At 53.2% G+C, this 21,495-nt stretch carries 18 protein-coding genes, 1 tRNA gene and 4 pseudogenes; 5 read left to right on the top strand and 18 right to left on the bottom strand.

The annotated features are described in order from the left end of the window. Window positions 1-43: 43 nt before the first annotated feature. The 6 genes and pseudogenes from BRW62_RS11310 to aroA all read right to left on the bottom strand — a co-directional run bounded on the left by BRW62_RS11310 (window position 44) and on the right by aroA (window position 4,645). Window positions 44-574, bottom strand: coding sequence for a chemotaxis protein CheW (locus BRW62_RS11310; protein ID WP_099799509.1), 531 nt, complete (start codon window positions 572-574; stop codon window positions 44-46). Window positions 575-579: 5 nt separating this feature from the next. Then, window positions 580-945: a response regulator transcription factor gene (locus BRW62_RS11305; protein WP_099799508.1), complete on the bottom strand. Its 366-nt coding sequence runs from the start codon at window positions 943-945 to the stop codon at window positions 580-582. 202 nt (window positions 946-1,147) lie between these two features. Next, a complete protein-coding gene (locus BRW62_RS11300) occupies window positions 1,148-2,329 on the bottom strand; it encodes a response regulator (RefSeq protein ID WP_099799507.1) in 1,182 nt (393 codons plus the stop codon). 30 nt (window positions 2,330-2,359) lie between these two features. Beyond that, a complete protein-coding gene (locus BRW62_RS14145) occupies window positions 2,360-2,605 on the bottom strand; it encodes a hypothetical protein (protein WP_227517391.1) in 246 nt (81 codons plus the stop codon). Between the two features lie 152 nt (window positions 2,606-2,757). Beyond that, window positions 2,758-2,991, bottom strand: a pseudogene (locus BRW62_RS15370) (MerR family transcriptional regulator); the annotation flags it as partial. A gap of 331 nt (window positions 2,992-3,322) precedes the next feature. Beyond that, a complete protein-coding gene (gene aroA, locus BRW62_RS11290; RefSeq protein WP_099799506.1) occupies window positions 3,323-4,645 on the bottom strand; it encodes a 3-phosphoshikimate 1-carboxyvinyltransferase in 1,323 nt (440 codons plus the stop codon). A gap of 1,534 nt (window positions 4,646-6,179) precedes the next feature. Here aroA and BRW62_RS15365 point away from each other — a divergent pair. After that, window positions 6,180-6,608, top strand: a pseudogene (locus BRW62_RS15365) (M23 family metallopeptidase); the annotation flags it as partial. 3 nt (window positions 6,609-6,611) lie between these two features. Here the strand turns inward: BRW62_RS15365 and BRW62_RS11280 are convergent. The 4 genes from BRW62_RS11280 to BRW62_RS11265 all read right to left on the bottom strand — a co-directional run bounded on the left by BRW62_RS11280 (window position 6,612) and on the right by BRW62_RS11265 (window position 9,146). Then, the gene (locus tag BRW62_RS11280; protein ID WP_099799505.1) at window positions 6,612-7,814 is read right to left on the bottom strand and encodes a DNA double-strand break repair nuclease NurA; all 1,203 of its coding nucleotides are present in this window, start codon (window positions 7,812-7,814) and stop codon (window positions 6,612-6,614) included. A gap of 25 nt (window positions 7,815-7,839) precedes the next feature. Further along, window positions 7,840-7,911: transfer RNA gene (locus BRW62_RS11275), tRNA-Gly, on the bottom strand. Between the two features lie 30 nt (window positions 7,912-7,941). Then, window positions 7,942-8,328, bottom strand: a complete 387-nt coding sequence (gene queF, locus BRW62_RS11270; protein WP_099799504.1) for a preQ(1) synthase — start codon at window positions 8,326-8,328, stop codon at window positions 7,942-7,944. A 113-nt stretch (window positions 8,329-8,441) separates the two neighbouring features. Then, entirely contained in the window at window positions 8,442-9,146 is a 705-nt protein-coding gene (locus BRW62_RS11265) for an O-methyltransferase (RefSeq protein WP_099799503.1), read from the bottom strand. A 199-nt stretch (window positions 9,147-9,345) separates the two neighbouring features. Between BRW62_RS11265 and BRW62_RS11260 the strand changes: the two are divergent. Then, a pseudogene (locus tag BRW62_RS11260) lies at window positions 9,346-10,747 on the top strand (cation:proton antiporter). Window positions 10,748-10,749: 2 nt separating this feature from the next. Beyond that, a complete protein-coding gene (trmFO, locus tag BRW62_RS11255; protein ID WP_099799502.1) occupies window positions 10,750-12,123 on the top strand; it encodes an FADH(2)-oxidizing methylenetetrahydrofolate--tRNA-(uracil(54)-C(5))-methyltransferase TrmFO in 1,374 nt (457 codons plus the stop codon). Here trmFO and tsaE read toward each other — a convergent pair. The 8 genes and pseudogenes from tsaE to BRW62_RS15360 form a co-directional block, all read right to left on the bottom strand. Next, window positions 12,026-12,490, bottom strand: a complete 465-nt coding sequence (gene tsaE, locus BRW62_RS11250) for a tRNA (adenosine(37)-N6)-threonylcarbamoyltransferase complex ATPase subunit type 1 TsaE (protein WP_099799501.1) — start codon at window positions 12,488-12,490, stop codon at window positions 12,026-12,028. The two genes, trmFO and tsaE, sit on opposite strands and share 98 nt — an antisense overlap. Window positions 12,491-12,493: 3 nt before the next feature. Beyond that, on the bottom strand, window positions 12,494-13,192 hold the full coding sequence (bchM, locus tag BRW62_RS11245) for a magnesium protoporphyrin IX methyltransferase (RefSeq protein WP_099799500.1): 699 nt from the start codon (window positions 13,190-13,192) through the stop codon (window positions 12,494-12,496). A gap of 44 nt (window positions 13,193-13,236) precedes the next feature. Beyond that, the gene (locus BRW62_RS11240) at window positions 13,237-14,157 is read right to left on the bottom strand and encodes a cell division protein FtsX (protein ID WP_099799499.1); all 921 of its coding nucleotides are present in this window, start codon (window positions 14,155-14,157) and stop codon (window positions 13,237-13,239) included. Next, window positions 14,114-14,848 (bottom strand): cell division ATP-binding protein FtsE, encoded by a 735-nt coding sequence (gene ftsE, locus BRW62_RS11235; protein ID WP_227517388.1) that lies wholly within the window; start codon window positions 14,846-14,848, stop codon window positions 14,114-14,116. The genes BRW62_RS11240 and ftsE overlap by 44 nt, the downstream gene beginning before the upstream one ends. A gap of 8 nt (window positions 14,849-14,856) precedes the next feature. Continuing rightward, on the bottom strand, window positions 14,857-15,603 hold the full coding sequence (locus tag BRW62_RS11230; RefSeq protein WP_227517387.1) for a WecB/TagA/CpsF family glycosyltransferase: 747 nt from the start codon (window positions 15,601-15,603) through the stop codon (window positions 14,857-14,859). 79 nt (window positions 15,604-15,682) lie between these two features. Further along, the gene (locus tag BRW62_RS11225; RefSeq protein WP_099799497.1) at window positions 15,683-16,528 is read right to left on the bottom strand and encodes an FAD-dependent thymidylate synthase; all 846 of its coding nucleotides are present in this window, start codon (window positions 16,526-16,528) and stop codon (window positions 15,683-15,685) included. A gap of 71 nt (window positions 16,529-16,599) precedes the next feature. Further along, window positions 16,600-17,319, bottom strand: coding sequence for an SDR family oxidoreductase (locus BRW62_RS11220; RefSeq protein WP_099799496.1), 720 nt, complete (start codon window positions 17,317-17,319; stop codon window positions 16,600-16,602). Window positions 17,320-17,405: 86 nt separating this feature from the next. Continuing rightward, window positions 17,406-18,004, bottom strand: a pseudogene (locus BRW62_RS15360) (zinc ribbon domain-containing protein). 153 nt (window positions 18,005-18,157) lie between these two features. Between BRW62_RS15360 and BRW62_RS11210 the strand changes: the two are divergent. Both BRW62_RS11210 and BRW62_RS11205 read left to right on the top strand, forming a co-directional pair. Next, on the top strand, window positions 18,158-19,204 hold the full coding sequence (locus BRW62_RS11210; RefSeq protein ID WP_099799495.1) for a zinc-dependent alcohol dehydrogenase: 1,047 nt from the start codon (window positions 18,158-18,160) through the stop codon (window positions 19,202-19,204). 80 nt (window positions 19,205-19,284) lie between these two features. Further along, the gene (locus BRW62_RS11205; protein WP_099799494.1) at window positions 19,285-21,450 is read left to right on the top strand and encodes an argonaute PAZ domain-containing protein; all 2,166 of its coding nucleotides are present in this window, start codon (window positions 19,285-19,287) and stop codon (window positions 21,448-21,450) included. Window positions 21,451-21,495 lie beyond the last annotated feature (45 nt).

The following is a 21,495-nucleotide window of genomic DNA, read 5'->3' as shown; positions in this document are numbered from 1 at the left end:
ATTGAGGTGTTAATTTTCCTGAACTGACTCCTTACTAGGGGGTCTAAATGCCCCAGCGGGCACTGCGCAGGATGGCGAGGGGGTCAAGCAGTTTTAAGACCTGTGGCTGCTCGCCGTCTAGGAGCCACTCCCCACGAATAAAAGGTGCCATTTTATCACTCAGGTTGGTGGCGGGCTTGATCTGATCGCTGTTGAGCCATTCCATGCCTTTGATCTGATGCACGGCCAAGCCGACCATGAGTTCGTCCTCTTCAATAGCAATGATGGACAACTCTGGACGATCGGTATTGAGGGGGGTCTCGTCTCCTAGGAATTGGCCAGTGTCGGCAACCCAGATGACCTGTCCACGGAGGTTGAGAATGCCCAGCAGCAATGGCGATGTGTTGGGAACTGGTGTGATGCGATCAGGGCTGACGGCCACCACCTCCCGCACGCCAACGGCTGACAACGCTAAGGCATCTCCTGAAGCAATGGTGAAGAGAATATGCAAGTCCCCTTCTGGAGTTTTCAGGGCATCCATGTTGCCGCTTTCAAGGGAGATACTCTCTGCCATCAGGTCTGAACTACTAAACATGGCGCCTAGCCTCGTAATAGTTGTTTGATGGTACCAATCAGTTCTTTGGGGTCGAAGGGTTTTGTGATATACGCATCAGCGCCTTGTTTCATGCCCCAGTAGCGATCAAACTCTTCGCCTTTAGAACTACAAATGACAACGGGAACCGTTTGAGTGCGCGGATCTGCCTTAATTTGGCGACAGACTTCATAGCCATTCATGCGTGGCATGACAATATCTAGAACCACAAGATCAGGGGTGAAGTTCTGGAGCTGTTCAATTGCTTCGACACCATCGCTGGCAATTGTGACTTCGAAGCCTGTCTTTGCTAGTAGCTCGCTAATCATCTCCCGCTGTGGGGGGCTATCTTCAACAACTAAGACTTTACTCATAGATGTTTAATGGATGTTTAATGAGGTTTGCTGCAAAGGGATTGTCTATATTCTAAGAAACGATCTCCATTGACGGTGTGGCCGGTTGTAAACTACCCCGCCCGATAGAGGACGGAAACCCTCAAGACAACATCCTGCAATGAGCAAGACAGTATCTCGGAGCCTCTAGGGTTGTTGAATGGCGCTAGCGGTAACCTGCCCCTTACGGGGAGGATTCTAGAACTGCTTTTTGTTCTAGCACGTCTGTGAGGGTTTCGTCTGCAACATCCCTGAGGGGTGAGGCTCCGCCAATATAGCGCTGGGTGATGGTCAGTAGTTCATTGGTGGTAAAGGGTTTGCTGAGGTAGTCGGTGGCTCCGGCAATTTTTGCCCGCAACCGATCTGGTAAGCCGACAAAGCTGGTGAGCATGATGATGGGGGTGTAGCGAAAGCGTGGGGTGTGGCGTAGTAGGGTACACAGTTCGTAGCCATCTAGCTCGGGCATGGCAATGTCACAAAAGATGAGATCGGGGTTGAGTTGAAAAATGAGGCTTAGGGCGGTGAGGGGATGGGCGATCGCCGTGGCTTCATACCCCGCCTCCTGTAGGGTTGACTCTACCACTTGACGCACCGTGGCAGCATCGTCAACACACACAACCCGTGGCGATCGCCGCCATGCCAAGGGCGGAAACGGACGACTTTGGCTGTTGGTAGGAAGGGGACTGAGTTGCAGATAGCCTTGATGTAGGTAGGGCAAAAGGAGCTTACCCACGGTAATGACATCTCGCCCTAGGCGGCGACTGAGGCGGCGCACGCTTAAATGCTCTTGGATAAATGGCTCTAGCTGACGCAGACGTGGTTCTGGCAGGCTGGGTTTGACATTCGTCATCTCCAAGGGCTGGTCTAGGGAGCGCAGGTACGGGTGGAGTTTTTTCCATTCCCGCAGTTGCCCGAGACTATCGTTGATCAAGCTTGTTAAGGGTAAGCTATGCCATTGGGGGGTGAGGGGACTCGCACTACAGAACTTAAACCAGCCGCGATTCAAACTGACAATATCGAAGAGACTTTCACGCAGGAGCGATCGCCAAAGCATCTGAATTTGCGCGAGGGGACAGTGGGGAACTAACCACCAAAGGCATTCGTACTCCACCCAACTGGCACCTGAGGCGCTTTCAATGAGATCTTCGGTTGCAGGTAAGGGAATCCCCTGACCGTAGAGTAAGTCTTGCAGCCGCTCTAAGCTCTGACTATGGCGATCGGCGATATAGGCAAGGTGCCCATGGTTAAGAAACAACAGCCACGTTTGACCGCGCTCATCCTCAAGGTACAGTTCCCCTGTGCGTTGCGCCAAGGCAAGGGTTTGGCACAGGGTATAGATGTCAGTATCGTTGAGGCACCCTTCCATGGTTGTGGTGATGGCGATCGCCGGTAGCGGCTAGCGTTGCGTGTAGGACGACAGTAGCTGCACTAACTGTTTCACCAGTGCCTCTTGGTCACGGTTGATCTGCGGAAAGTCAAAGTCCTCGCGGATATGCACCTCAAAGCCCGGCACCACCTCCACCCGGTTCCACGTTTCCGGCCGGGGCGAACTAGGCGGCGGGACTTCGGTAGTGCGGCGGACAGCACTGGCGCGTATTGGCTCAGGATAGCGATGTTCAGTGCGATCCTGAACCTGTTGCAAAAAGGCAAGGGCAGGATTGATCGGGGTGGATTCAGTTGCAGGTGAACCCCTTGCTCTAGTAGTGCCCGTAGCTCAGGGGTACTCATGCGATACACCAGCTTGTAAATGGCACCCGCAGTGTAGCCTTCCATCAAAAGACGGCGCACTACTAATAATTGCACTAGGTGGCGATAGCCGTAGCGGCCTTCACGACCAATGCGGGCTGGGCGATCAATCAGCTTGCAGGAGGTATAGTGACGCACAAGACGAGGATTGACTTCCTCTAAAACACGGTTCTTAGAGTCTTCTTGAGGCAAGTGCTGGGGCAGTAGCTCGTTGGCAATTTCCACCAACTCGTCTAATGACCATTGATCCTGAACGTGAATATATTCTTGAATTGTTGCCATGGTTGAATTAGCGCAGCCTTTTTTGAAGTTAAAAACCGAGAACAACAGGGATACTGATTGTTTCTGCAATGATTGCAACAGTACGATGGTTTATCAGCGCAGATGATGCTATAGTACCGTGTTTTTTTGATTCTATATCATTTTGGGTCTAACTTGGTCTTATGTTGAGCTTGATGACTAACGCAAGGAAGCAGTTTACAGCACAGCAATATTACAGTTTTTAACGCTAGGAATACCGTAGGGCTGTAAGACCAAGATAATTTATTTGATACTAGCACATGGGTCTAGCTGTCGGCAAAATTCTTAGCCAGTTATCCTAATTTTTAGGGTATCAAGCAATGTGTTGCAGCGTTGTTACAAAATTTGGGTAGGACACGGCAGCAGCACTCGCTTGGTGAATCCGACTCGACCCCTTTGCATTTAGTGCGGCGATCGCAAGGCTCATGGCCATCCGGTGATCCCCATAGCTCTCAAGGGCATTACCGTAGAGGGGCGTGCCGCCAGTAATGTCAAGACCATCGCTGATCTCTGTAACTGTTGCACCAAGATGTTGCAACTGAGTTGCAATTGCCGCGAGGCGATCGCTCTCTTTGACCCGCAGTTCCGCAGCATCCCGAATCTGGGTTGTGCCTGTAGCAAAGGCTGCAGCAACAGCAAGAATTGGAATTTCGTCAATTAAGCGCGGAATTAAAGCACCAGAAATCGTTGTCCCTTGGAGCTGAGTGGAGCGCACCCGCAGGTCGGCAACGGGTTCCCCTGTCGCCATGCGTTCGTTTTCTAGGGTAATATCAGCGCCCATGTTCCAGAGTGCGTCTAAAATGCCGGTGCGAGTCGGGTTCACCCCCACATTGGTCAACAGCAATTCTGAGCCAGGGGTAATCGAAGCCGCCACCAACCAAAACGCTGCCGAGCTGATATCCCCTGGGACAATCACGGTTTGGCCGCTTAACTGGCAAGGGCCTGTGAGTTCTACGGTGGCCTCTTCGGGTTCTACAGTAAGCTGGGCACCAAAGGCTTGCAGCATTCGCTCACTATGATCGCGAGAACGGTAAGGTTCTCGGAGAATCGTTGTTCCCTCAGTCGGCAGTGCCGCTAGCAAAATGGCTGATTTCACCTGTGCTGACGCAATGGGGCTAGTGTAGGTGATGGGTTTCAGCGCCTGCCCTAGGACGGCCAACGGGGCGCGGCGATGCCCATCTCGTCCCCAAATTTGGGCACCCATTTGGGTCAAGGGCTGTACGACTCGTCCCATCGGGCGCGATCGCAGGGATGCATCTCCTGTCAGCGTAAAGAAACGACCCGTTTGCGCAGCCAGTATGCCTAGCAAAAGCCGCATGGTTGTGCCAGAGTTGCCAGCATTCAGAACATCTAGAGGTTCTTTCAGGCGACCGCTTCCTATGCCCTCAACTGTTACCAAGTCTGAGTTGAGATCAGAAATGGTTGCCCCCAATTCCCGGAAACATGCCGCCGTGCTACAGGTATCGTCCCCTACTAATAGGCCTTGAATGTAGGTGGTTCCTGTTGCTAGCGCCCCTAGCATTAGTGCCCGGTGAGAGATAGATTTATCCCCCGGTACGTGAATGGTTCCCCGCAAGGGTTGGCCGTTGGGCTGAATCTGCCATGCATCATCGGAGGTAATTGTAATTGCAGCCATTGGCAAAAATTGCGAATCAACTTGCGTCTTTGATTCTCCCACGTCTGCTGCGGTTGATCACCTTCTGCGTGCAAGCCCTTCATGGAAGCCACATCACCCATCATTAGATTGTGCCACTTTGCCATGGATTGGCACAATTATACTAGGACACTTTGGCGCCAACTACCCCCGATGGGATGATTGCTATAGGATTTACATTATTAAAAATAACTATAGCTGATCCTGCACAAACTTTATTTTCCTTATTACTTTGAAGAGGGGCATTGATTTTATCTGCAAAAAATAAATTATCGTGAAGCCGTTGTGAATTCAGGGTTTTCAATTAAATATTTGCCAGAGAAATATCCCATTTATCCCCTTTTGTAGATAATTCGCTGTGGTGCATGGGTGGGAGTGGCTTGCGTCAAGGCTTGTCTTTTGCTGAGGGATTCGGTAAAGTCACCTAGAAGTTTCATTGTCTTGCAAAAACATCCTTTGCATATTCACTGCTTTGGGACAGTTTTAGGCATAGACTCAGTCAGCTACCTAGGTAGCAATCTGTTGGATTGTTGTGTTCTCAGCAAACCGATTTGTCGAATCACCAAGTATTTTGTGTGCGAGGAGGCTTACCTTGAACAACGATAGTCGTACCCCTGCTGTACTTCAGGATGCACTCGTTACCCCCTCGGTTAGGATTGGTCGGTCGCTGTGCTCAGTTTGTTCCTATCTGCCACTGCTCTCCCTTGGGACAGCAGCCGTTATCAGCCCTGCTCAGGCCCTTGATACCTCCACATTGCTCGGCGATCGCGCTGAAGTGCTTGGGTTGCCCTCCTTTTTCGCAAAATCTGTTGCCTTTAGCACAAACGCCGATGAATTTTCTACCTTTGGGCAGTCACCCGAGCGCATTGGTTTCGCTCAGGAGAGCGAGCCGCTTGCGGGAATTACCGAAGGGGCGTGGCAGCAAGCAGTTCTGCCACAGGCTAGGTTTTCCTCTCTCACGCCTGCCTCGAACCCCTTAACCCTGTCTAGTGCCGCACCTCTAGAACGCCTCAGCGGCACCTCAGAGCCGACCTTTAGGCTTGTGGATCGCCGTGCAAACACCGATAGCCTTGCGACCCTTGTGACCCGAGCAACCACTACAGTTGTGGCCTCACTGACCCTTGATGTGCCCTTGTCTGTGGGGGGGGCTCTGGAGCAGACGACAGCAGGTGTAGAGCCTGAAGCCATACCCCCACAACCAGATGTAGAACCCTCCTCTGGACGAGTGGCCTTTGCGCCCTCACAAGCCGCCAACTCGTCACAAATGAGGGTGACAGCCAATCCGGTTCCCTTTGGCCGGGCGGTTGATCGCCAACGGCGGATTGGCCCTTCTCTGGCGACTGTTCAGGCAACAACGGTTCCCGCAACCCCTGAAGTGCGGCCACAACCAACCATTGCTAATCGTTCCCAAACAACAACGGTCGCTCCTGTGGCACCGGTGCAACCCATCGCTCCCCCTGTGCCGGTACAAGTGGCGCGCTCAATTGTTACACCACCGCTACCTAGCAATCTTAATTTACCCCCCTTACCGGCCTCCGATCGCTTTTTGCCCAGCTTAACAACAAACTTCATTTGGCCTGCCCGTGGGGTATTGACATCTGGCTTTGGCCCTCGCTGGGGACGGATGCACCGTGGTATTGACATTGCTGCGCCGGTGGGTACTCCCATTTATGCCGCAGCCGCAGGGGTTGTGACCTATTCCCAGTGGAATTCTGGGGGGTATGGGAACCTAGTCGAAATTCGCCATAGTGATGGCACCTTGACTCTTTATGCCCACAATCATCGCAACTTGGTGCGCGTTGGTCAGTATGTTCAGCAGGGCGAGCAGGTTGCTGAAATGGGCAGTACTGGCCGCAGCACCGGTCCGCACGTTCATTTTGAAATTCATCCCCAAGGAGGCGGCGCGGTTGATCCGATGAGCTTTTTGCGGCGGGCACAAAGCTAGGAGCTAGCGGCGAGATTGTTTGCTCACCCACTTGCGGCTAAAGCGCAGTTCAACCCCCACTTGCTCTGCCCATTGTTGAAGCTGTTTGAGAAAGGCTTGGCGATCGCTCCTTTGGAGAACGGCCACCTGATCGGCGGCTTCTAGGGCGTAGGGATACCCCTGACCACTAATGAGTTCGCCGCACAACCAGCGGATCACACTATTTAGCAGTCCCGCTGTATAGATCCAAACCGGCAGCTCAAGGCGCACGGGGTATCCTTGGTGAGCCTTCAGGTAGCAAAAACCGATTTGGTGCGACCAAGTGCCGTAAGTACCCAAGATGGCAGCAGAACCATCCTCATCGCCGCGATCGCACACGAAAAATGGGGAGCGATCGCCCCATTGAGACAGCACGTCATTCAGCAAGTGGCAGTCAAAGATTTGGTTGGTTCTCCTAAGGTGGTGGGTATGGCACAGCAGGGTGACTAAATCCCGCGCCTGAGAATAGTCAATATACGCAACAAGAGGTACTTGCTGCTGCTCACTCTGCTGGAGAGTGTCGCAAATCCCTTGGACGTACTGCTGCTGCCACTGATGATCGTAGGATTCCGCAAAGGTAAGCACAAGAGAGCCATCAAAGAGAGCCAAGGTCTGGCGAGGAAGACTCCTCGTGGCAATTAACTGGCGCAGGGTTGCCAACTCTAACTGAAATCGCTTTAAGTGAATAAAACGCTCGCTAAAGCGGTGCGGTTGATCTTGATTGTAATGCTGCCGAGCCTGCCATAGCTCAGCAGGGGTAATTAGCTCAAGATGGATGTCTTTGCTATAGGGCTGATCAGGACAATGGGGATTAATAAACCAGCCCGCTTGAACCACCCCTACAGGGGTTGAAATCTCCTCGGTGGGTAAAATTTGCGATCCATCAACGGCGATCGTGGTTACCCCCTGCAGTTGCTCCTTTGCCCAAGATCGAGCCGCGTCGCGGTGAGGCCATGACATACCGAGGGGAATTCGCCACTCCTGTGGCCAAGGCTCCAAAGGACGGGCACCAGACCACTCAATCTCTTGCGGAATCGTGGTCAACAACTGCGCAGGGGATAGGGCTTGGGCATGATTCAAGGCTTGTTGATAGGCTCGCCAAACTTGGCTCAACTCGCTATCGTATTGCAAAAAGTCATTCTTTTTGGCGTTGAGCTGAGACACTAACTGTGCAGCAGGAAGAACCATAGGTTCGTCAAGACTGGTTGTATGAAGCGGACGATGGGACTCGAACCCACGACGTTCAGCTTGGGAAGCTGACATTCTACCACTGAATTACGTCCGCAATTTTACAATCTCTTATTTTAGCAGCAAACTAGGCACTACGGCGATGCTCCACGGTAATCACGGTATGCACATTGCCCCGCGGTGCAAAATCGCCCTTGATTTGCATGTACAGGGGGTCACAGGCTGCGACTAAGTCATCGAGAACTTGGTTCACTGCTTCTTCGTGGGAAATGTAGCGATCGCGGTAGCTGTTGATATAGAGCTTAATCGCCTTTAGCTCCACGACCTTTTCATGGGGGCTATAGCTAACGTAAAGAGTTGCAAAATCAGGATAGCCCGAAAAGGGACATTTACAGGTAAACTCGGGCAGCGTAATCTCAATTGTATAGTGCCGACCAGGGCGCGGGTTGGGAAAGGTAATCAGTTGACCTTCTTCAATAGCACGCTCACCATACTTCATTGCAGTCTCTTGCATTGATTAGCCCGAACATTCAGTATATTTATTTTACCGAAGAACGTATTTATTTTACCGAAGAACGCCGTAAAGCCCCTGCCTTTAGGCATGGGAAGGATGTCAAAGCACTCTGTTCATGCTGGGTTGCGGAACACCGTAAATGACTGGTAACCTGTATCCACAAGTAGGTGTTCAAACAAGTCTTCCTCTATCAGCTCATCAATAACTTGTTTCACAGGAGAATTATTGCGACCTTGGTCGTCGTACCAGCCATAATAATCGTGCAAGATAAAATATCCCCCCGGACGTAAATACCAGGGTACATAGTTGAACACATCGGCCTTGCAGCCCTCATAACTATGATCACCGTCGATAAAAATCAGGTCAACTAACCCCTCAATCGTGACTTCATCCGAACGGGCATTAATGAACTGAACATAGTGCTTTAGGTTCGCCTCAGCAATCAAATCCTCTGCATCTTGGGTTGGAAAGGGATCTATAGAAAAAAGCTGACGTTGTTTGGGGGCTTCCCAGTCCGTATAGTCAATATCCGGTCGCTGCTTATGCTGTTGCGGCTCCTGCCACCCCACATCAATAAATCGCAGTGCACTGGCAAGGCATAGGGTGGAAAATCCCTTGAATCGGCCAATTTCAATAATGCGGCTGGCGCGAATGCTCACTGCTAGGGAAAAGAGAGTCATACCTAAGCCCAGTTCCGACCCCCCCGCAACCAAGGCTTTGCGCATCAAGCCAAAGAAATCACCAAAATAGCTGTCCATCCTCTGTTGATTCTGTCGAAGAGGCTCTGTTGGCATTAAGGACTCTGGACTAAAATTCATGGGGGCATTCCTACAAAAGGGTGTACGCTGCTAGTTTGCCATTCTCCTTGAGTGAGTTGCTAGACAAACCGGTTGAAGCCGCTTGGGGCTAGGCAAAAAACATCGGCCCTAACCAATATGTTCCATAAGTGTCCCTTCTAGTTGAGCACAAACAACCACCGTGCTTAACTAGGTAAAGAGTTTTTAACGATTTGCCCCTATGCCTTTCATTACGCTACCTTTTGTGCCTTCAATTGCTGATGTTGCTGCGGAAGCCCTGAATTTGGCAGAAGCTGGTCCTTTGATCCTTGCGGCGGTGCTCTTGAGCTTAGTGGTCATTTACGTTGCCAGTAAAGTGGGCGGTGAAATTTGCGCCCGCATTAACTTTCCACCCGTGTTGGGGGAACTGGTGGGAGGGGTTGTCGTTGGCATTTCGGTGCTGCATCTACTGGTATTTTCCGAAGGTGCCGTCACTGAACCGTCGGTATTGACCACATTTATTCAGCAAACAGCGGGGATGGATGGCACGGTGGCTTCGGTAGTAGCCAGTACCGCCAGTGAAGTGATCTCAGTGCTGTCAGAAATTGGCGTAATGATTTTGCTGTTTGAGATTGGCCTTGAATCGGATCTGCAGGGCTTGCTGAAGGTGGGGCCTCAGGCAGCGGTTGTGGCCATTGTGGGGGTGGTTGCCCCCTTTACTGCGGGTACCCTTGGCCTTGTCACGTTGTTTCATGTGGATCTAGTGCCAGCCATTTTTGCGGGTGCGGCACTGACCGCCACCAGTATTGGTATCACGGCAAAAGTCTTAGCAGAGATTCAACGGCTGACCTCCCGTGAAGGGCAAATCATTATTGGCGCAGCGGTGCTGGATGACATTCTTGGCATTATTGTGCTGGCAGTGGTGGCCAGTCTTGCCAAAACCGGCACCGTGGAAGTTAGCAACGTGATTTATCTGATCCTGAGTTCTGTGGTGTTTTTGGTGGGGTCGGTGGTGCTAGGGCGGCTGCTGAGTCCATTCTTTTTGGGGATGGTGGATCGGCTAACCACCCGCGGGAGCTTGCTGATTCCTTCCTTGATTTTTGCTTTTGTCTTGGGGTATGTAGCGGTAATTCTGCAACTGGAGGCAATTTTGGGGCATTTACCGCTGGCTTGGTATTGGGAGAAACGGAAAAACGGCGGGAACTGGAGGAGCAAATTTTACCCATTGCCGATATGCTGGTGCCGGTGTTCTTTGTGTGTGTGGGAGCGCGCACGGATATTAGTGTCTTAAATCCCCTAGAGCCAGAAAATCGCGCTGGCTTGATTATTGCCTCATTTCTCGTAGTCGTCGCTATCCTTGGTAAGGTGGTAACGGGGGCAACCGTGTTTGGCCAGCCTGGGATCAATCGCTGGGCCATTGGGATTGGTATGGTTCCCCGGGGGAAGTAGGGTTAATTTTTGCAGCGGTGGGTTCTGCCAGTGGTGTGCTCTCGAAATCCTTAGAAGCAGGCATTATTGTGATGGTGATTTTAACGACCTTCCTTGCGCCGCCGCTACTGCGATTGGTGTTTAAGCCGCAAGCAGAGGAGAACCTGCTGCCAGAGGGGGCAGGGGTTGCGGTTGAGTCACCGCCAGAAGGGTAGGCATGGAACCAATTGTAGTGATTGGCGGTGGCTTGGCAGGGACAGAGGCAGCATGGCAAATTGCCCGGGCAGGGTTGCCGGTGATCCTCTACGAGATGCGCCCCCACGTTCCCAGTCCTGCCCACCATACGGCAGAGCTAGGGGAGTTGGTGTGTAGTAACTCCTTTGGTGCAAAGGCCAGCGATCGCGCCACGGGGTTATTACACCACGAATTACGCGCTCTTGGCTCCCTGATTATTGCTACAGCGGATCGCCATCGGGTGCCAGCAGGAGGAGCGCTAGCGGTGGATCGAGCCGAGTTTAGCCGTGAACTCACCCGCTGCCTTGAGACTCATCCGTTGGTGGAACTCCGACGCAGTGAGGTCTCGCGCCTCCCCGAAAGCGGCATTACAGTACTGGCCACAGGCCCGTTGACCAGTCCTTCCCTGAGTGCAGATTTGCAGCGGTTGACGGGGTTAGAGTATCTCAGTTTCTTTGACGCTGCTAGCCCCATTGTGGTGGGGGAGTCGATTAATCGCGAGATTGCATTTCTCGCCTCTCGCTACGATCGCGGCGAAGCAGCGTACCTGAACTGCCCCTTTACTGCAGACGAGTACCAGCGATTTTGGCAGGCGCTGTGTCAGGCGGAGCAGGCTCCCCTCAAGGATTTTGAGCGCGATAGTGCCCAGTTTTTTGAAGCCTGTTTACCGGTAGAGGAGTTGGCGCGGCGGGGAGTGGATACGCTGCGCTTTGGGCCACTTAAACCCGTCGGCTTACAGGATCCTCGGACAGGTAGCCGTCCCTATGCCGTTGCGCAACTGCGGCAGGAGGATCGCCACGGCCAACTGTGGAACTTGGTGGGGTTCCAGACTAATTTGCGCTGGGGTGAGCAGCAGCGGGTGTTTCGCCTGATTCCGGGGCTGGAGCAGGCGGAATTTGTGCGCATGGGGGTGATGCACCGCAACACGTTTCTGAATGCGCCGAAACTTCTGAGTGCCAGTTTGCAGTTTCGGGATCGCCCCACTCTCTTGGGGGCAGGGCAACTCACGGGCACAGAAGGCTATACGGCGGCGGCAGTGGGGGGATGGTTGGCTGGCACCAATGCGGCCCGAATTGCCCAAGGGTTACCGCCGTTGGTGTTGCCCCCCACCACGATGGCCGGGGCACTGTTTCACTACATTAGTACCGCTGATAGCAAAACGTTTCAGCCGATGCCCCCGAACTTTGGTATTTTGCCGCCCTTGGCGGAGAAAGTCCGCTCCAAAGCCCTGCGCTATGCTGCCTATCGCGATCGCGCCCTCAACGATTTAAGCACATGGGCAGCAGCACTGTCGCTGCCCCTACAGCCGTTAGTGCCAGATGAGTGCGATCGCCCTGCCGCTGAAGCTCAAGTTTAAGATAATCGGTAGGCCACTGTGGTAGGCGATCGGGCCATTCAATTGCCACAATCCCTAGCTCAACCTCTTCGCCATACCAGTACCGCTGCGGTGCTAGTTCTGACACATCCGCCGCACTTAAGCGATAGAGATCAAAGTGATACAGGGGCACGCGTCCTTCGGGATACTCCTGCAGCAGGGTAAAGGTGGGACTTTGGATAACGTCTGTGATGCCTAGCCCAGCCCCGAGGGCTTGAACAAACGTGGTTTTGCCTGCCCCCAGTGCCCCCACCAGCAGCAACGTGGTGCCACTGGGCAGGTGTTGACCCCACCGGTGCGCCAAGGCTTGCAATTCAGCTAGGGTGAACACCCCCACCTCGTTGACCATGAGTTACGCCCGTACCGCCTCCAAGAGGCGCGAAAAGTAAAAGCGGGTTTTGGTCATGGTATTGCGCTCGATACGCCAGCCGAGTGCCCTGAGGCGCTGCACAATCTCCTCTTCGCTGTGGAGATAGGCACGGGTTGCCTTGCTAGACCCCGGGAAAAACTCACCGATTTTTTTGAGCAGTGTGTATTTGGGGGTTTTAGGGGCGAAGCTGAGGATGAGTCGCTCTGTGGCTAAGGAACTCAAGTGCGCTAGCATCCCTGCCATTTGCGCATCGGGATAGTGAATGAGCACATCTAGGCAAATGACGGTGTGATACTGCCCCCGTAACGCCTCTAAGTCGCTGACGCTGAGAATTAGCTCATGGTGACCATTCAACTGGGCGGCGGCGCGATCGCGAGCCTCAGCCACCATTTTTTCAGAAATGTCACTGGCATAGACCCGTGCTCCCAACTGGGCAAGGGGAATGCTCAGGCTGCCAACCCCACAACCCGCATCACAAAACAGCTTGCCCTTGAGGTGTCCCTCGGCTTGGAGCCACGCCAAAACCGTATCAATCGTTTGCTGATGACCAAGGCGAATATCCGCCTGCACTTTGCTCACCGTATCGGTGCCATAGATGCGTCGCCAGCGATCAAAGCCGGTGGTGTTGAAGTAGTTTTGGACAATGGTTTTTTCGTCTAACGGAGGGGTAGCTTGCGTCATAACCGACAAAATTGTGATTGCCCCATTTATTGTTACACAGCCGATTAGCCTCGGGGAGCGGTTTTGATTGCTAGCAGCGTGCTCAGCCCACCCAAGCAAATCCCTGCAAGAACAAGGCTCACGCCCAGCAGCCAACTCCATTCCAGCGTTACACTGTTCGCTATGGCGCCGCCGCTAAACTGGCGGCTCAACCAGTGCTGTAGGTGCTGGCTACTGCTGGCTCCAGCCAACCAAGCCACTGCTCCGCCGATTCCCCCCAAGCCTGTTGCCTGCACAAAGAAGGGGGTATAAATCCAGCGCTGGGTTGCCCCTACCAGGATCATGATCTCAATGTCTGGCTGCCGCACTAAAATAATCAGCCGCAAAATGGTGCTCACCAGCGCCACAACAGTGACCCCCAATAACAGCACAAGGGCGATCGTGGCCGTACGGATAACTCGCTGCAGCCGTTGCAGACCGCTCAGTGCCCGCTCAAGGTACTGTACCGATTCAATTCCCTGCTGCTGAGCAATTTGAGTGGCCAAGGAAGCGACCTGATCGAGGGTCTTGGCGCGAATTTTGACTTCGTCACTCAGGGGGTTTTGCTCAAACAGGTGCAGATCTCCTTGCTGAGTGGTCAAGCCTAAATCTGCCTGTAGCTCTGCCCAAGCGCGATCGCGCCCAATCCATGTTAAGCGTTCAACGGCGGGTAATGCAGCCAACTCCTGCTTCAGACGAGCGATGGCCGCCTCCGGTAAGTCAGGGGCAACGTAGGCCGTAATTTCAAGGCGGTTGCCAAGGGCAGCCACCGCTGCACCGAGGGTATGGGAGATCTGCCAGCCCCAACCAAAGATAAAGAGGGTTACCGCCACTGCAATCACCGCAGCCCCATTGAGCCAGCCGCCGCGCCAGAGGCTGCGCCGCATTTCTGGAATTAAGAAGTCAAGGGTTGGCCATGGGTGTGGCAACCTGCTGAAGTTGGCCATGGTGTAATCGCAAAATAGGATGGGGAAGCAATTGGGTTAACGCACGATCGTGGGTGGTGAACAACACCGTGAGGCCATGCTGGTGCAGGCGATGGAGTAAGTAGAGGATCTGTTGACTGGTCTGGGGGTCTAAGTTGCCTGTTGGCTCATCCGCTAGCAGCAGGTCGGGGCCGCCCACAATTGCGCGGGCAATACTGACGCGCTGTTGCTCGCCTCCGGAAAGAGCGTCGGGGTAGGCGCTGGCTTTGGCGGTCAGCCCCACCAGTTTGAGAGCCGTGTGCACCCGCTGCTGCAGTTCTGGTTTAGGGGTGCCGCGCACAAGGAGGGTAAAGGCCACATTGTCTGCCACGGTGCGATCGCCCAGTAACTTAAAGTCCTGAAAAATCACCCCCAACCGTCGCCGCAGTTGTGCCATCGCCCTATCATTGTCGGGGGTGACCACTTGTCCAAAAAGGTGTACACTGCCGTGATCCGGTGTTGTCTGACCGGACAATAACTTGAGCAGGGTGGACTTCCCAGAGCCAGAGACCCCCGTTAAAAAATAGAATTCCCCCTGCCGCAGTTGCAGGCTGACGCCATTAAGACAGGGCGGATGAGCCGCAAAACACTTTGTGACTTGCCTTAGCTCGGCAATCACATCAGGACTCGATTGAGCGGTTGAAGGTCTTTGCACTGCTGTAGCGGTGACCATAGGAAGCGTTAACGTCGCCGCCCGTATAAACGACTCACAAGGGCTTTCCATGCAAACTGTGGCAGTGCCAACATCCGTCGCCAGCGCCAAGGCTCTTGGTAGAGGCGATAGAGCCACTCGAGGTGTAAATTGCGAAAGAGCTTGGGGGCGCGCTGCTTTTGCCCCGCCCAAATATCAAAACTGCCGCCCACACCTACCCAAATGGCGGTCGGACACACATGGCGATGGTCTTGAATCCAGTACTCTTGGCGGGGCACCCCTAAGGCCACAAAGATAATGTTGGGTTGTAAACGCTCTAACCGCCGGATCAGTTCAGCTTCGGTGTTGGCATCATGGTAACCTGACTCTACACCAACAACCTTCAGGTTGGGGAGCTTAGCCTGCCAGCGCTCAGCCACCGTTTCAGCAACGCCCGGTGCCGCGCCATAGAAAAAGACACGATTGTGATGGTCAGACTCACTGGCCAGCTTCAGTAGGGCTTCGGCAAACTCAATTCCTGGTTGCCGTTTTACAGATAGGCCGTGGAGCTTGAGGTAAAGAATGACCCCGGAGCCGTCAGGAATCACTAAGTCTGCTTGCCGCAGAAGCTCGGCAAAGCGTGGCGTGCGCTCCGCCAGCATCACCATTTCTGAGTTGAGGGTGACAACGTGCTGACCCCGGCCACTGCGCTGCTGCATCAATAACCACTCTGGGGCATTGTCCACCAAGTGTAAGGGATAGCTAAAGACAGAGACTTTGGCAGGAAGGGCAGGCATAACCCTAGATGGCTGACCCATAGAGACTTGAATAACTTGAGAGAATCCTTGAGTATCCTACCGCTATTTCCACCGTTGGTCACTCGCTTACCTGTAGATAGCCTTGAGCAGCAGCTTGTCCTTTAGGGAGATGTGCCTCTTCAAAATAGCGGAGTTGCCGCCAGCCGACAAAGTTGGCGTAGCGTCGGCGATCGCCCATGCACTCTGCCACATGCTCAAGGGGTGACAAGTGCTTGGGGTTTGCTCCAGCCAGCCGCTGATACAGTGCCAAATCCGACGCGGGGTCGCTGCGTTGACCATCTCGCAGGTAGTAAGACACCCTAGCACAACGAGCAACAGACATATACTTGCACTCTTCTAGGGTGTATTGTTGGCGATCGCGCTCCTCGATGTAGGGTAAATGCCATTCGCCAACGGCTAGCGGTGTAGGGGTATGGGCTTCTAGCAAATGCTGGATCATCTTGGCTAGGGACTGCATCTCTGGTTGGGCATCGGGATGATTGCGTAGCGCAAGGAAGTTGTCCCACTCGGTGCTGCTGACCACCGTTTGCATCCACATCCACGGCTCTAGTATCCGATTTACAACCTGCTTGTGAATCCCTAACTCGTTCAGCTTACGGGCACCCTCTAAAACGGCAAGGCGGGTTTCTAGCCATATCTCCTTTGCCGCTTCCTTGTGTTCGCTTTCTACGCGGGCTTGCATCCCTTTCTGGTTTTGCCCCCAGTGATAGGGTATCACTGGGTCTTGCCTCACCTGTTCCATCATTTTGCTGATGGGAACAGCACGAGAACTGGCAGAATTACGGGAAAATACGCGGTGGGTGAGCAGTTCGCTGTGGATAAACCGCGGATAGGTTAATTGAAGTGTGACTAGCCGTATTCCTGCTGGCGAGAGGGAATCGGCAATCACCCGTCCGTCTTGCATGGAACCTCGTCTCAAATGCTGCATGTTCTAGCCTAGTCCATTGGGGCTATTGGCTCTAGAAAACATTGCCTCTAGAAAAACACATGACTATCGGGCATCAAGCTTAGCTCAAGGGGAACTGCGTGGCGATCGGTTTCCAAGGCAGCTTGGATCAAGGCTGCTGCTGCATCTGGCTGCAAGAGTTTCTGGCGATCGACTTTGAGGCTCACGCCATCCCAAAAGGGCGTATCCACGCCGCCAAAATAGAACAGGCTAAACTTAATGCCGTAGCGTTTGAGTTCCTCGGCCATGCACTTACTAAAGCCCACCACCCCGAACTTGGCGGCACAGTACGCGGCTCCCATGGCCATGGAATGCTTCCCCAAAATTCCCACGACTGTACAGATGTGTCCTTGCTGGTGCTCTTTCATGAGTTCCGCTGCCTGCTGAGTGGTGTAGAAGCAGCCCTTCAGGTTTAACGCCAGCATCTGCTCTAGTTCTGTGGGGGTAATTTTGGCGTAGGGCTTGAGTAAGCCTGCCCCAGCAGCATTAATCAGGACATCGAGCCGCCCGTGTTGCTCGCGAATGGCCTGCATTAACTGCACAACCTGATCCGGCTGGGTAATGTCGCAGGGGTGACTCTGCACGTTACGCTCCCCTGAGAGCGTGGCGGCTAACTGCTGGAGGCGATCGCCAGAACGAGCGGCTAACACTAAGGTTGCTCCCGTGCCTTTTAACCGCTCGACAACGGCACGGCCAATCCCACCGGTGGCACCTACCACCAATACCACTTGATCCGCTAAGTGACGCATCGTTACATTTCTTTACATTCCTTTTCTATCTTAGCCCTAAAACTACGTGCAAAGAGGGCACATGGTGTGAAGTACCGCAGGTTTCGCTACGCTACACCTGCGGCTTCCTGTCCTGAACCAGTATCCCGGTTCATCCCTAGTCTTGCAACTAGCTGATCAGGCGTAGATTTCCCTTCTTCCAAGGGTATTTTTGATTCAGAGAACAGCAGCAAATTCAAGGCAGCATTAATGTCTCTGTCCCAAACAGTTTTGCATTCTGGGCACTCCCATTCACGACTAGCAAGCGTTAAATCTTGCTTGATGTACCCGCAATTGGAACATCTCTTAGAACTGGGGAAGAATCTATCTACGTAGCAAATTTCGCAACCGTAGATATACCCTTTGTATTCCAACATGGCGAGGAAGCTGCCCCACGATACATCACAAATGCCGACTCTAAATCCTTAAGAGTCTGCTGCAATGCTTGGGAATTAACTTCTTTAAGCCATTCAAACTCTGATTTTAAGCCTGTTAAACGTTTTGCCCAGTCTTTGTAGCGTAGAGATTTTTTAGACTTGGCGTATGCATCTATGGTCAACCTTAAAAAATGGTTATATACAAATCTGGAGCAACCAAAGCATTTTGCTAAAAATGCGGATTGCTCTTTGTTTGGATACAGTCGAAATTTGTAAGCTTTATTTCCCATAGTGCATGTTATACAATACTTACCCAACTCAGGTCAAATAGTTAAATGCCGCAGATTTTTGGCTTTGCTCTCATCCCCATACTCCGCTACGCTGCGTATGGGGTCTTCCCGCAAAGTTTGATAAAAACTAAGAGGTCGTCCTAGCGGGTCATCATGAAAGCGGCAGTGCTCTACGGCAAAGAAGATGTGCGCATTGAAAGCGTGGCGGATCCAACGCCAGCGGCTGGCGAAGTGGTGATCCGTGTGAAAGCGGCAACCACCTGTGGCACCGACTTGAAAGTGTGGCGGCGGGGCGGCCATGCCCGGATGTTAACCCCGCCCATTCTCTTTGGCCATGAGGCCGCAGGGGAAATTGTTGCCCTCGGTGCTGGGGTGACGGGTTGGCGGCTGGGCGATCGCGTGGTAGCAAATAACTCTGCGCCCTGTGGCCAGTGCTTCTATTGCCAGCGGCAGGAGTTTTCGCTGTGTGCGCACCTTGAGTTTAACAATGGCACGTTTGCTGAGTATCTGAAGATTCCTGCTAGTATTGTCCGCCATAACCTCCTGCCAATTCCTGAGCACCTGAGCGAGGAGATGGCTGCCCTGACGGAGCCGCTGGCCTGTGTCCTGCACGGCGTGGCACGTTGCGGGTGGCAGCCCCAGATGCAGCAGTGGCCGAGTCCACCCCAGATTGTGGTGATTGGTGATGGTGCCATTGGTTTAATGTTTGTGGGGGTGTTGGCTCAGCAGGGGGCACGGGTACTCACCTTTGGCGGCTCGGATCAACGGTTGGCGATCGCCGAGACCTTCGGTGCAGAGCAGGTGGTGAACCATCATCAGTGCGAAGATATGCCAGCAGTGGTCAAAGATTGGACGACAGGACGGGGTGCTGACATTGTGATTGAAGCCACAGGCGTACCGCAGGTGTGGGAAGTGGCGATCGCCTGCGGTCGTCCGGGGGCAACGATTAATCTCTTTGGCGGCTGTCCGCGGGAAACCCGCATCAGTGTCGATACTGAGCGCCTGCACTACGAAGAACTCACCCTCAAGGGAGTGTTTCACAATACGCCCGCCTTTGTTCGTCAAGCCCTTGCCCTCATTGCCAGCCAAACCTTACCCTTTGAAATGCTTGTAAGTGGCCACGCACCCCTTACCGAGATTGAGCAGGTGCTGCAAGCGATGAAAGCACGACAAGTGATTAAGGTGGCACTGCACCCTTAGCCCTCTAGGAATTTTGAACCAGCCTTGACAGAGTAAAATAGGGCGATCGCCCCTAGCGCATTACATTCTCGAGCTACAGCATGACATCTTCTGGCAACTCCTACCCAGTGATCCTCAACCAGTTTTGTGTTAAGACCCTTGAGGAAGAGGCACGACTCCTTTATCCATTCACGTGCCGGTGGCAGCAGAATCCTGAACTAGGAACAGAAGCCTATGCCCTCAATAAGGTGTGCTACCAGTTACCGGTTCCTGCCGCTCGCTGGGGGAGTGCCATTGTGACTCGCCAGCCCCTCGAACAACTTAAGACGAAGGCGTGGCAACTGATTCCCCAGCCGCCTCGGGTCTTTGACTGCACTTGTCTTGAGGATCGCGAAGCCTTGGAGAGCCTATGCCGCCAAGAATTATACCGTTACTTTAAGCAGCGAGATAGAGAGGACGTTGACCGAGCAAGCAACAACAGTATCCGCATCTGGGAGCGGAAACCCTCGGAGAGTCCAGCGCAAGGGTGGACAGTTCACCAAGGCTTTTGCCTCGATGTCAGGCTCGATGCCACAGCAAAACTTTATCTGGAAATTGACCGTTTCCACCATTTCTGGACACCTTTGACATTGCAGGAGTGGCTCAACACCTATCCTGAGCATGAGCCTTTAATCAAATGGGTGCGCAATACGTACCTCAAGAACAACCAGTTTCTGCGCTGGCAACTACACAGTATCACTCACGAGCAACCCGAAGCAGTGAACCTACCCGGACTCAACATCAGCCTTGCGGAGTACCATCGCAACGAAGGGGCAACAGAGCAAGAGCTTAGTACGTCGCAAGTAGTGTACGTCAAACGTGCTCAGGGGGGGCAGCCAATTGCCCATCTCTCGCAGCGGCTGAGACCCAGCGTCACCTTGGAAATGCTGGCTGAACTGGGTCGTCAGCGAAACTACGCCAAAGAGGTGGAGAAAATCTTTACGAACATTCGGCTGAGTAGTAGTGAGCGCTTCCAAAAATCCACCAAATTTGCTGAGTGGCTGTGCATCAATCTCTACAGTGGCAGCGCCGACTCCATTGCCCCCGTGACTAAGGAAGGGCACCAACTGCCCCCAGCGATTCTACTTGCTAAGGATAACCGGCAGGTGAAAAAGGTAGCCGATGTCCGCAAGCACGGTTGCGCCCAGATCGGAGAGACCAAGTTTGGTCTGCTGAACCTCATCACTAATGAGGGAGCCTATCCTGAGGAGATTCGCAAGTGCCTACAGCAGATTGCTCGCCACCATGGTATCGAGCTAGACCTGTCCTCCTACCGCACATCAGCAGACTTAGGTAAGACTGATCTGGCACGTCAACGCTTTTGGCAGGCATGGGCTGACGAAGGTGTGCGTACTGTCTTGGTAGTGATGCCCTATTCTGATCAAAAGCAGCGCATTCGCAATGAAGCTCTCCGAGCCAATATTGCCACCCAGTTTGTTGTCCCCAATCAGCAGAATGACTACAAGGGCTTGAACGTGGTTCTTGGCTTGCTGTGTAAAGCTAAATGGCAGCCAGTACGCTTGCAGCCCCTTGATGATGTGGGAAAAGCAGAACTTATTGTGGGGTTTGATACCGGCACCAATCGCTTTCTTTATTTTGGCACCCCTGCCTTTGCTGTGCTTGCCAATGGGCAGTCGTTAGGCTGGGAACTGCCGATGGTGCAGCGGGGCGAAAAACTCAGCGGTGAAGCGGTCTGGCAAACGATCCGGAAGCTCATGGGCAAGTTCGACACTATCTATCGCCGCTATCCACGTAAGGTCTTGTTGATGCGGGATGGACTGACGCGCCCTGACGAGTTTGAGCGCACTATCCAAGAGTTAAAACGGGAGTCCATTGACGTTGATCTGCTGAGTGTTCGCAAAAGTGGTGCCGGTCGCATGGCATGCCCCAGCAATGGAACCTATCAGTCTGCCCCGAAGGGCACTGTCGTTTACGATGACACAGAGCGATCGTTTTTGCTGATAACCAGTCAACCCATTAAGAAAGGTACACACGAGCTAGGCAGTACCCGTCCTTTACGGATTGTGCATGCCTATGGCAGTACGCCGCTTGAGTTACTGGCGTTGCAAACCTATCACTTGGCACAGTTGCATCCAGCCAGTGGCTATGGCCATGCCCGCTTACCGTGGGTGCTGCACTTTGCCCACAAAAGCAGCCAAGAGTTTTCGCGTATTGAACCCTTAAGCATTCTTGAGGGGCTTGATCGGGATAAGTTGATCGCTGTATAGGCAACGTGCCGCGATAGGCTAAAGGAAGACAATGATCCTGTTGTT

This window comes from Thermostichus lividus PCC 6715, assembly GCF_002754935.1.
Classification (GTDB): Bacteria; Cyanobacteriota; Cyanobacteriia; order Thermosynechococcales; family Thermosynechococcaceae; genus Thermosynechococcus; species Thermosynechococcus lividus.
This window is presented reverse-complemented; position numbering and strand designations above follow the sequence as displayed.

Coding starts and splice junctions, on each gene's coding strand:
- BRW62_RS11280 (WP_099799505.1), bottom strand. CDS start 7,814: ATGGTTCTTCCTGCTGCACAGTTAGTGTCTCAGCTCAACGCCAAAAAG.
- BRW62_RS11230 (WP_227517387.1), bottom strand. CDS start 15,603: ATGCCTGCCCTTCCTGCCAAAGTCTCTGTCTTTAGCTATCCCTTACAC.
- BRW62_RS11220 (WP_099799496.1), bottom strand. CDS start 17,319: ATGCGTCACTTAGCGGATCAAGTGGTATTGGTGGTAGGTGCCACCGGT.
- ftsE (WP_227517388.1), bottom strand. CDS start 14,848: ATGGTCACCGCTACAGCAGTGCAAAGACCTTCAACCGCTCAATCGAGT.
- tsaE (WP_099799501.1), bottom strand. CDS start 12,490: ATGGTCAACGAGGTGGGGGTGTTCACCCTAGCTGAATTGCAAGCCTTG.
- BRW62_RS11300 (WP_099799507.1), bottom strand. CDS start 2,329: ATGGAAGGGTGCCTCAACGATACTGACATCTATACCCTGTGCCAAACC.
- BRW62_RS11205 (WP_099799494.1), top strand. CDS start 19,285: ATGACATCTTCTGGCAACTCCTACCCAGTGATCCTCAACCAGTTTTGT.
- BRW62_RS11265 (WP_099799503.1), bottom strand. CDS start 9,146: ATGAATTTTAGTCCAGAGTCCTTAATGCCAACAGAGCCTCTTCGACAG.
- aroA (WP_099799506.1), bottom strand. CDS start 4,645: ATGGCTGCAATTACAATTACCTCCGATGATGCATGGCAGATTCAGCCC.
- trmFO (WP_099799502.1), top strand. CDS start 10,750: ATGGAACCAATTGTAGTGATTGGCGGTGGCTTGGCAGGGACAGAGGCA.
- BRW62_RS11240 (WP_099799499.1), bottom strand. CDS start 14,157: ATGGCCAACTTCAGCAGGTTGCCACACCCATGGCCAACCCTTGACTTC.
- bchM (WP_099799500.1), bottom strand. CDS start 13,192: ATGACGCAAGCTACCCCTCCGTTAGACGAAAAAACCATTGTCCAAAAC.
- BRW62_RS11310 (WP_099799509.1), bottom strand. CDS start 574: ATGTTTAGTAGTTCAGACCTGATGGCAGAGAGTATCTCCCTTGAAAGC.
- queF (WP_099799504.1), bottom strand. CDS start 8,328: ATGCAAGAGACTGCAATGAAGTATGGTGAGCGTGCTATTGAAGAAGGT.
- BRW62_RS11225 (WP_099799497.1), bottom strand. CDS start 16,528: ATGCAAGACGGACGGGTGATTGCCGATTCCCTCTCGCCAGCAGGAATA.
- BRW62_RS11210 (WP_099799495.1), top strand. CDS start 18,158: ATGAAAGCGGCAGTGCTCTACGGCAAAGAAGATGTGCGCATTGAAAGC.
- BRW62_RS11305 (WP_099799508.1), bottom strand. CDS start 945: ATGAGTAAAGTCTTAGTTGTTGAAGATAGCCCCCCACAGCGGGAGATG.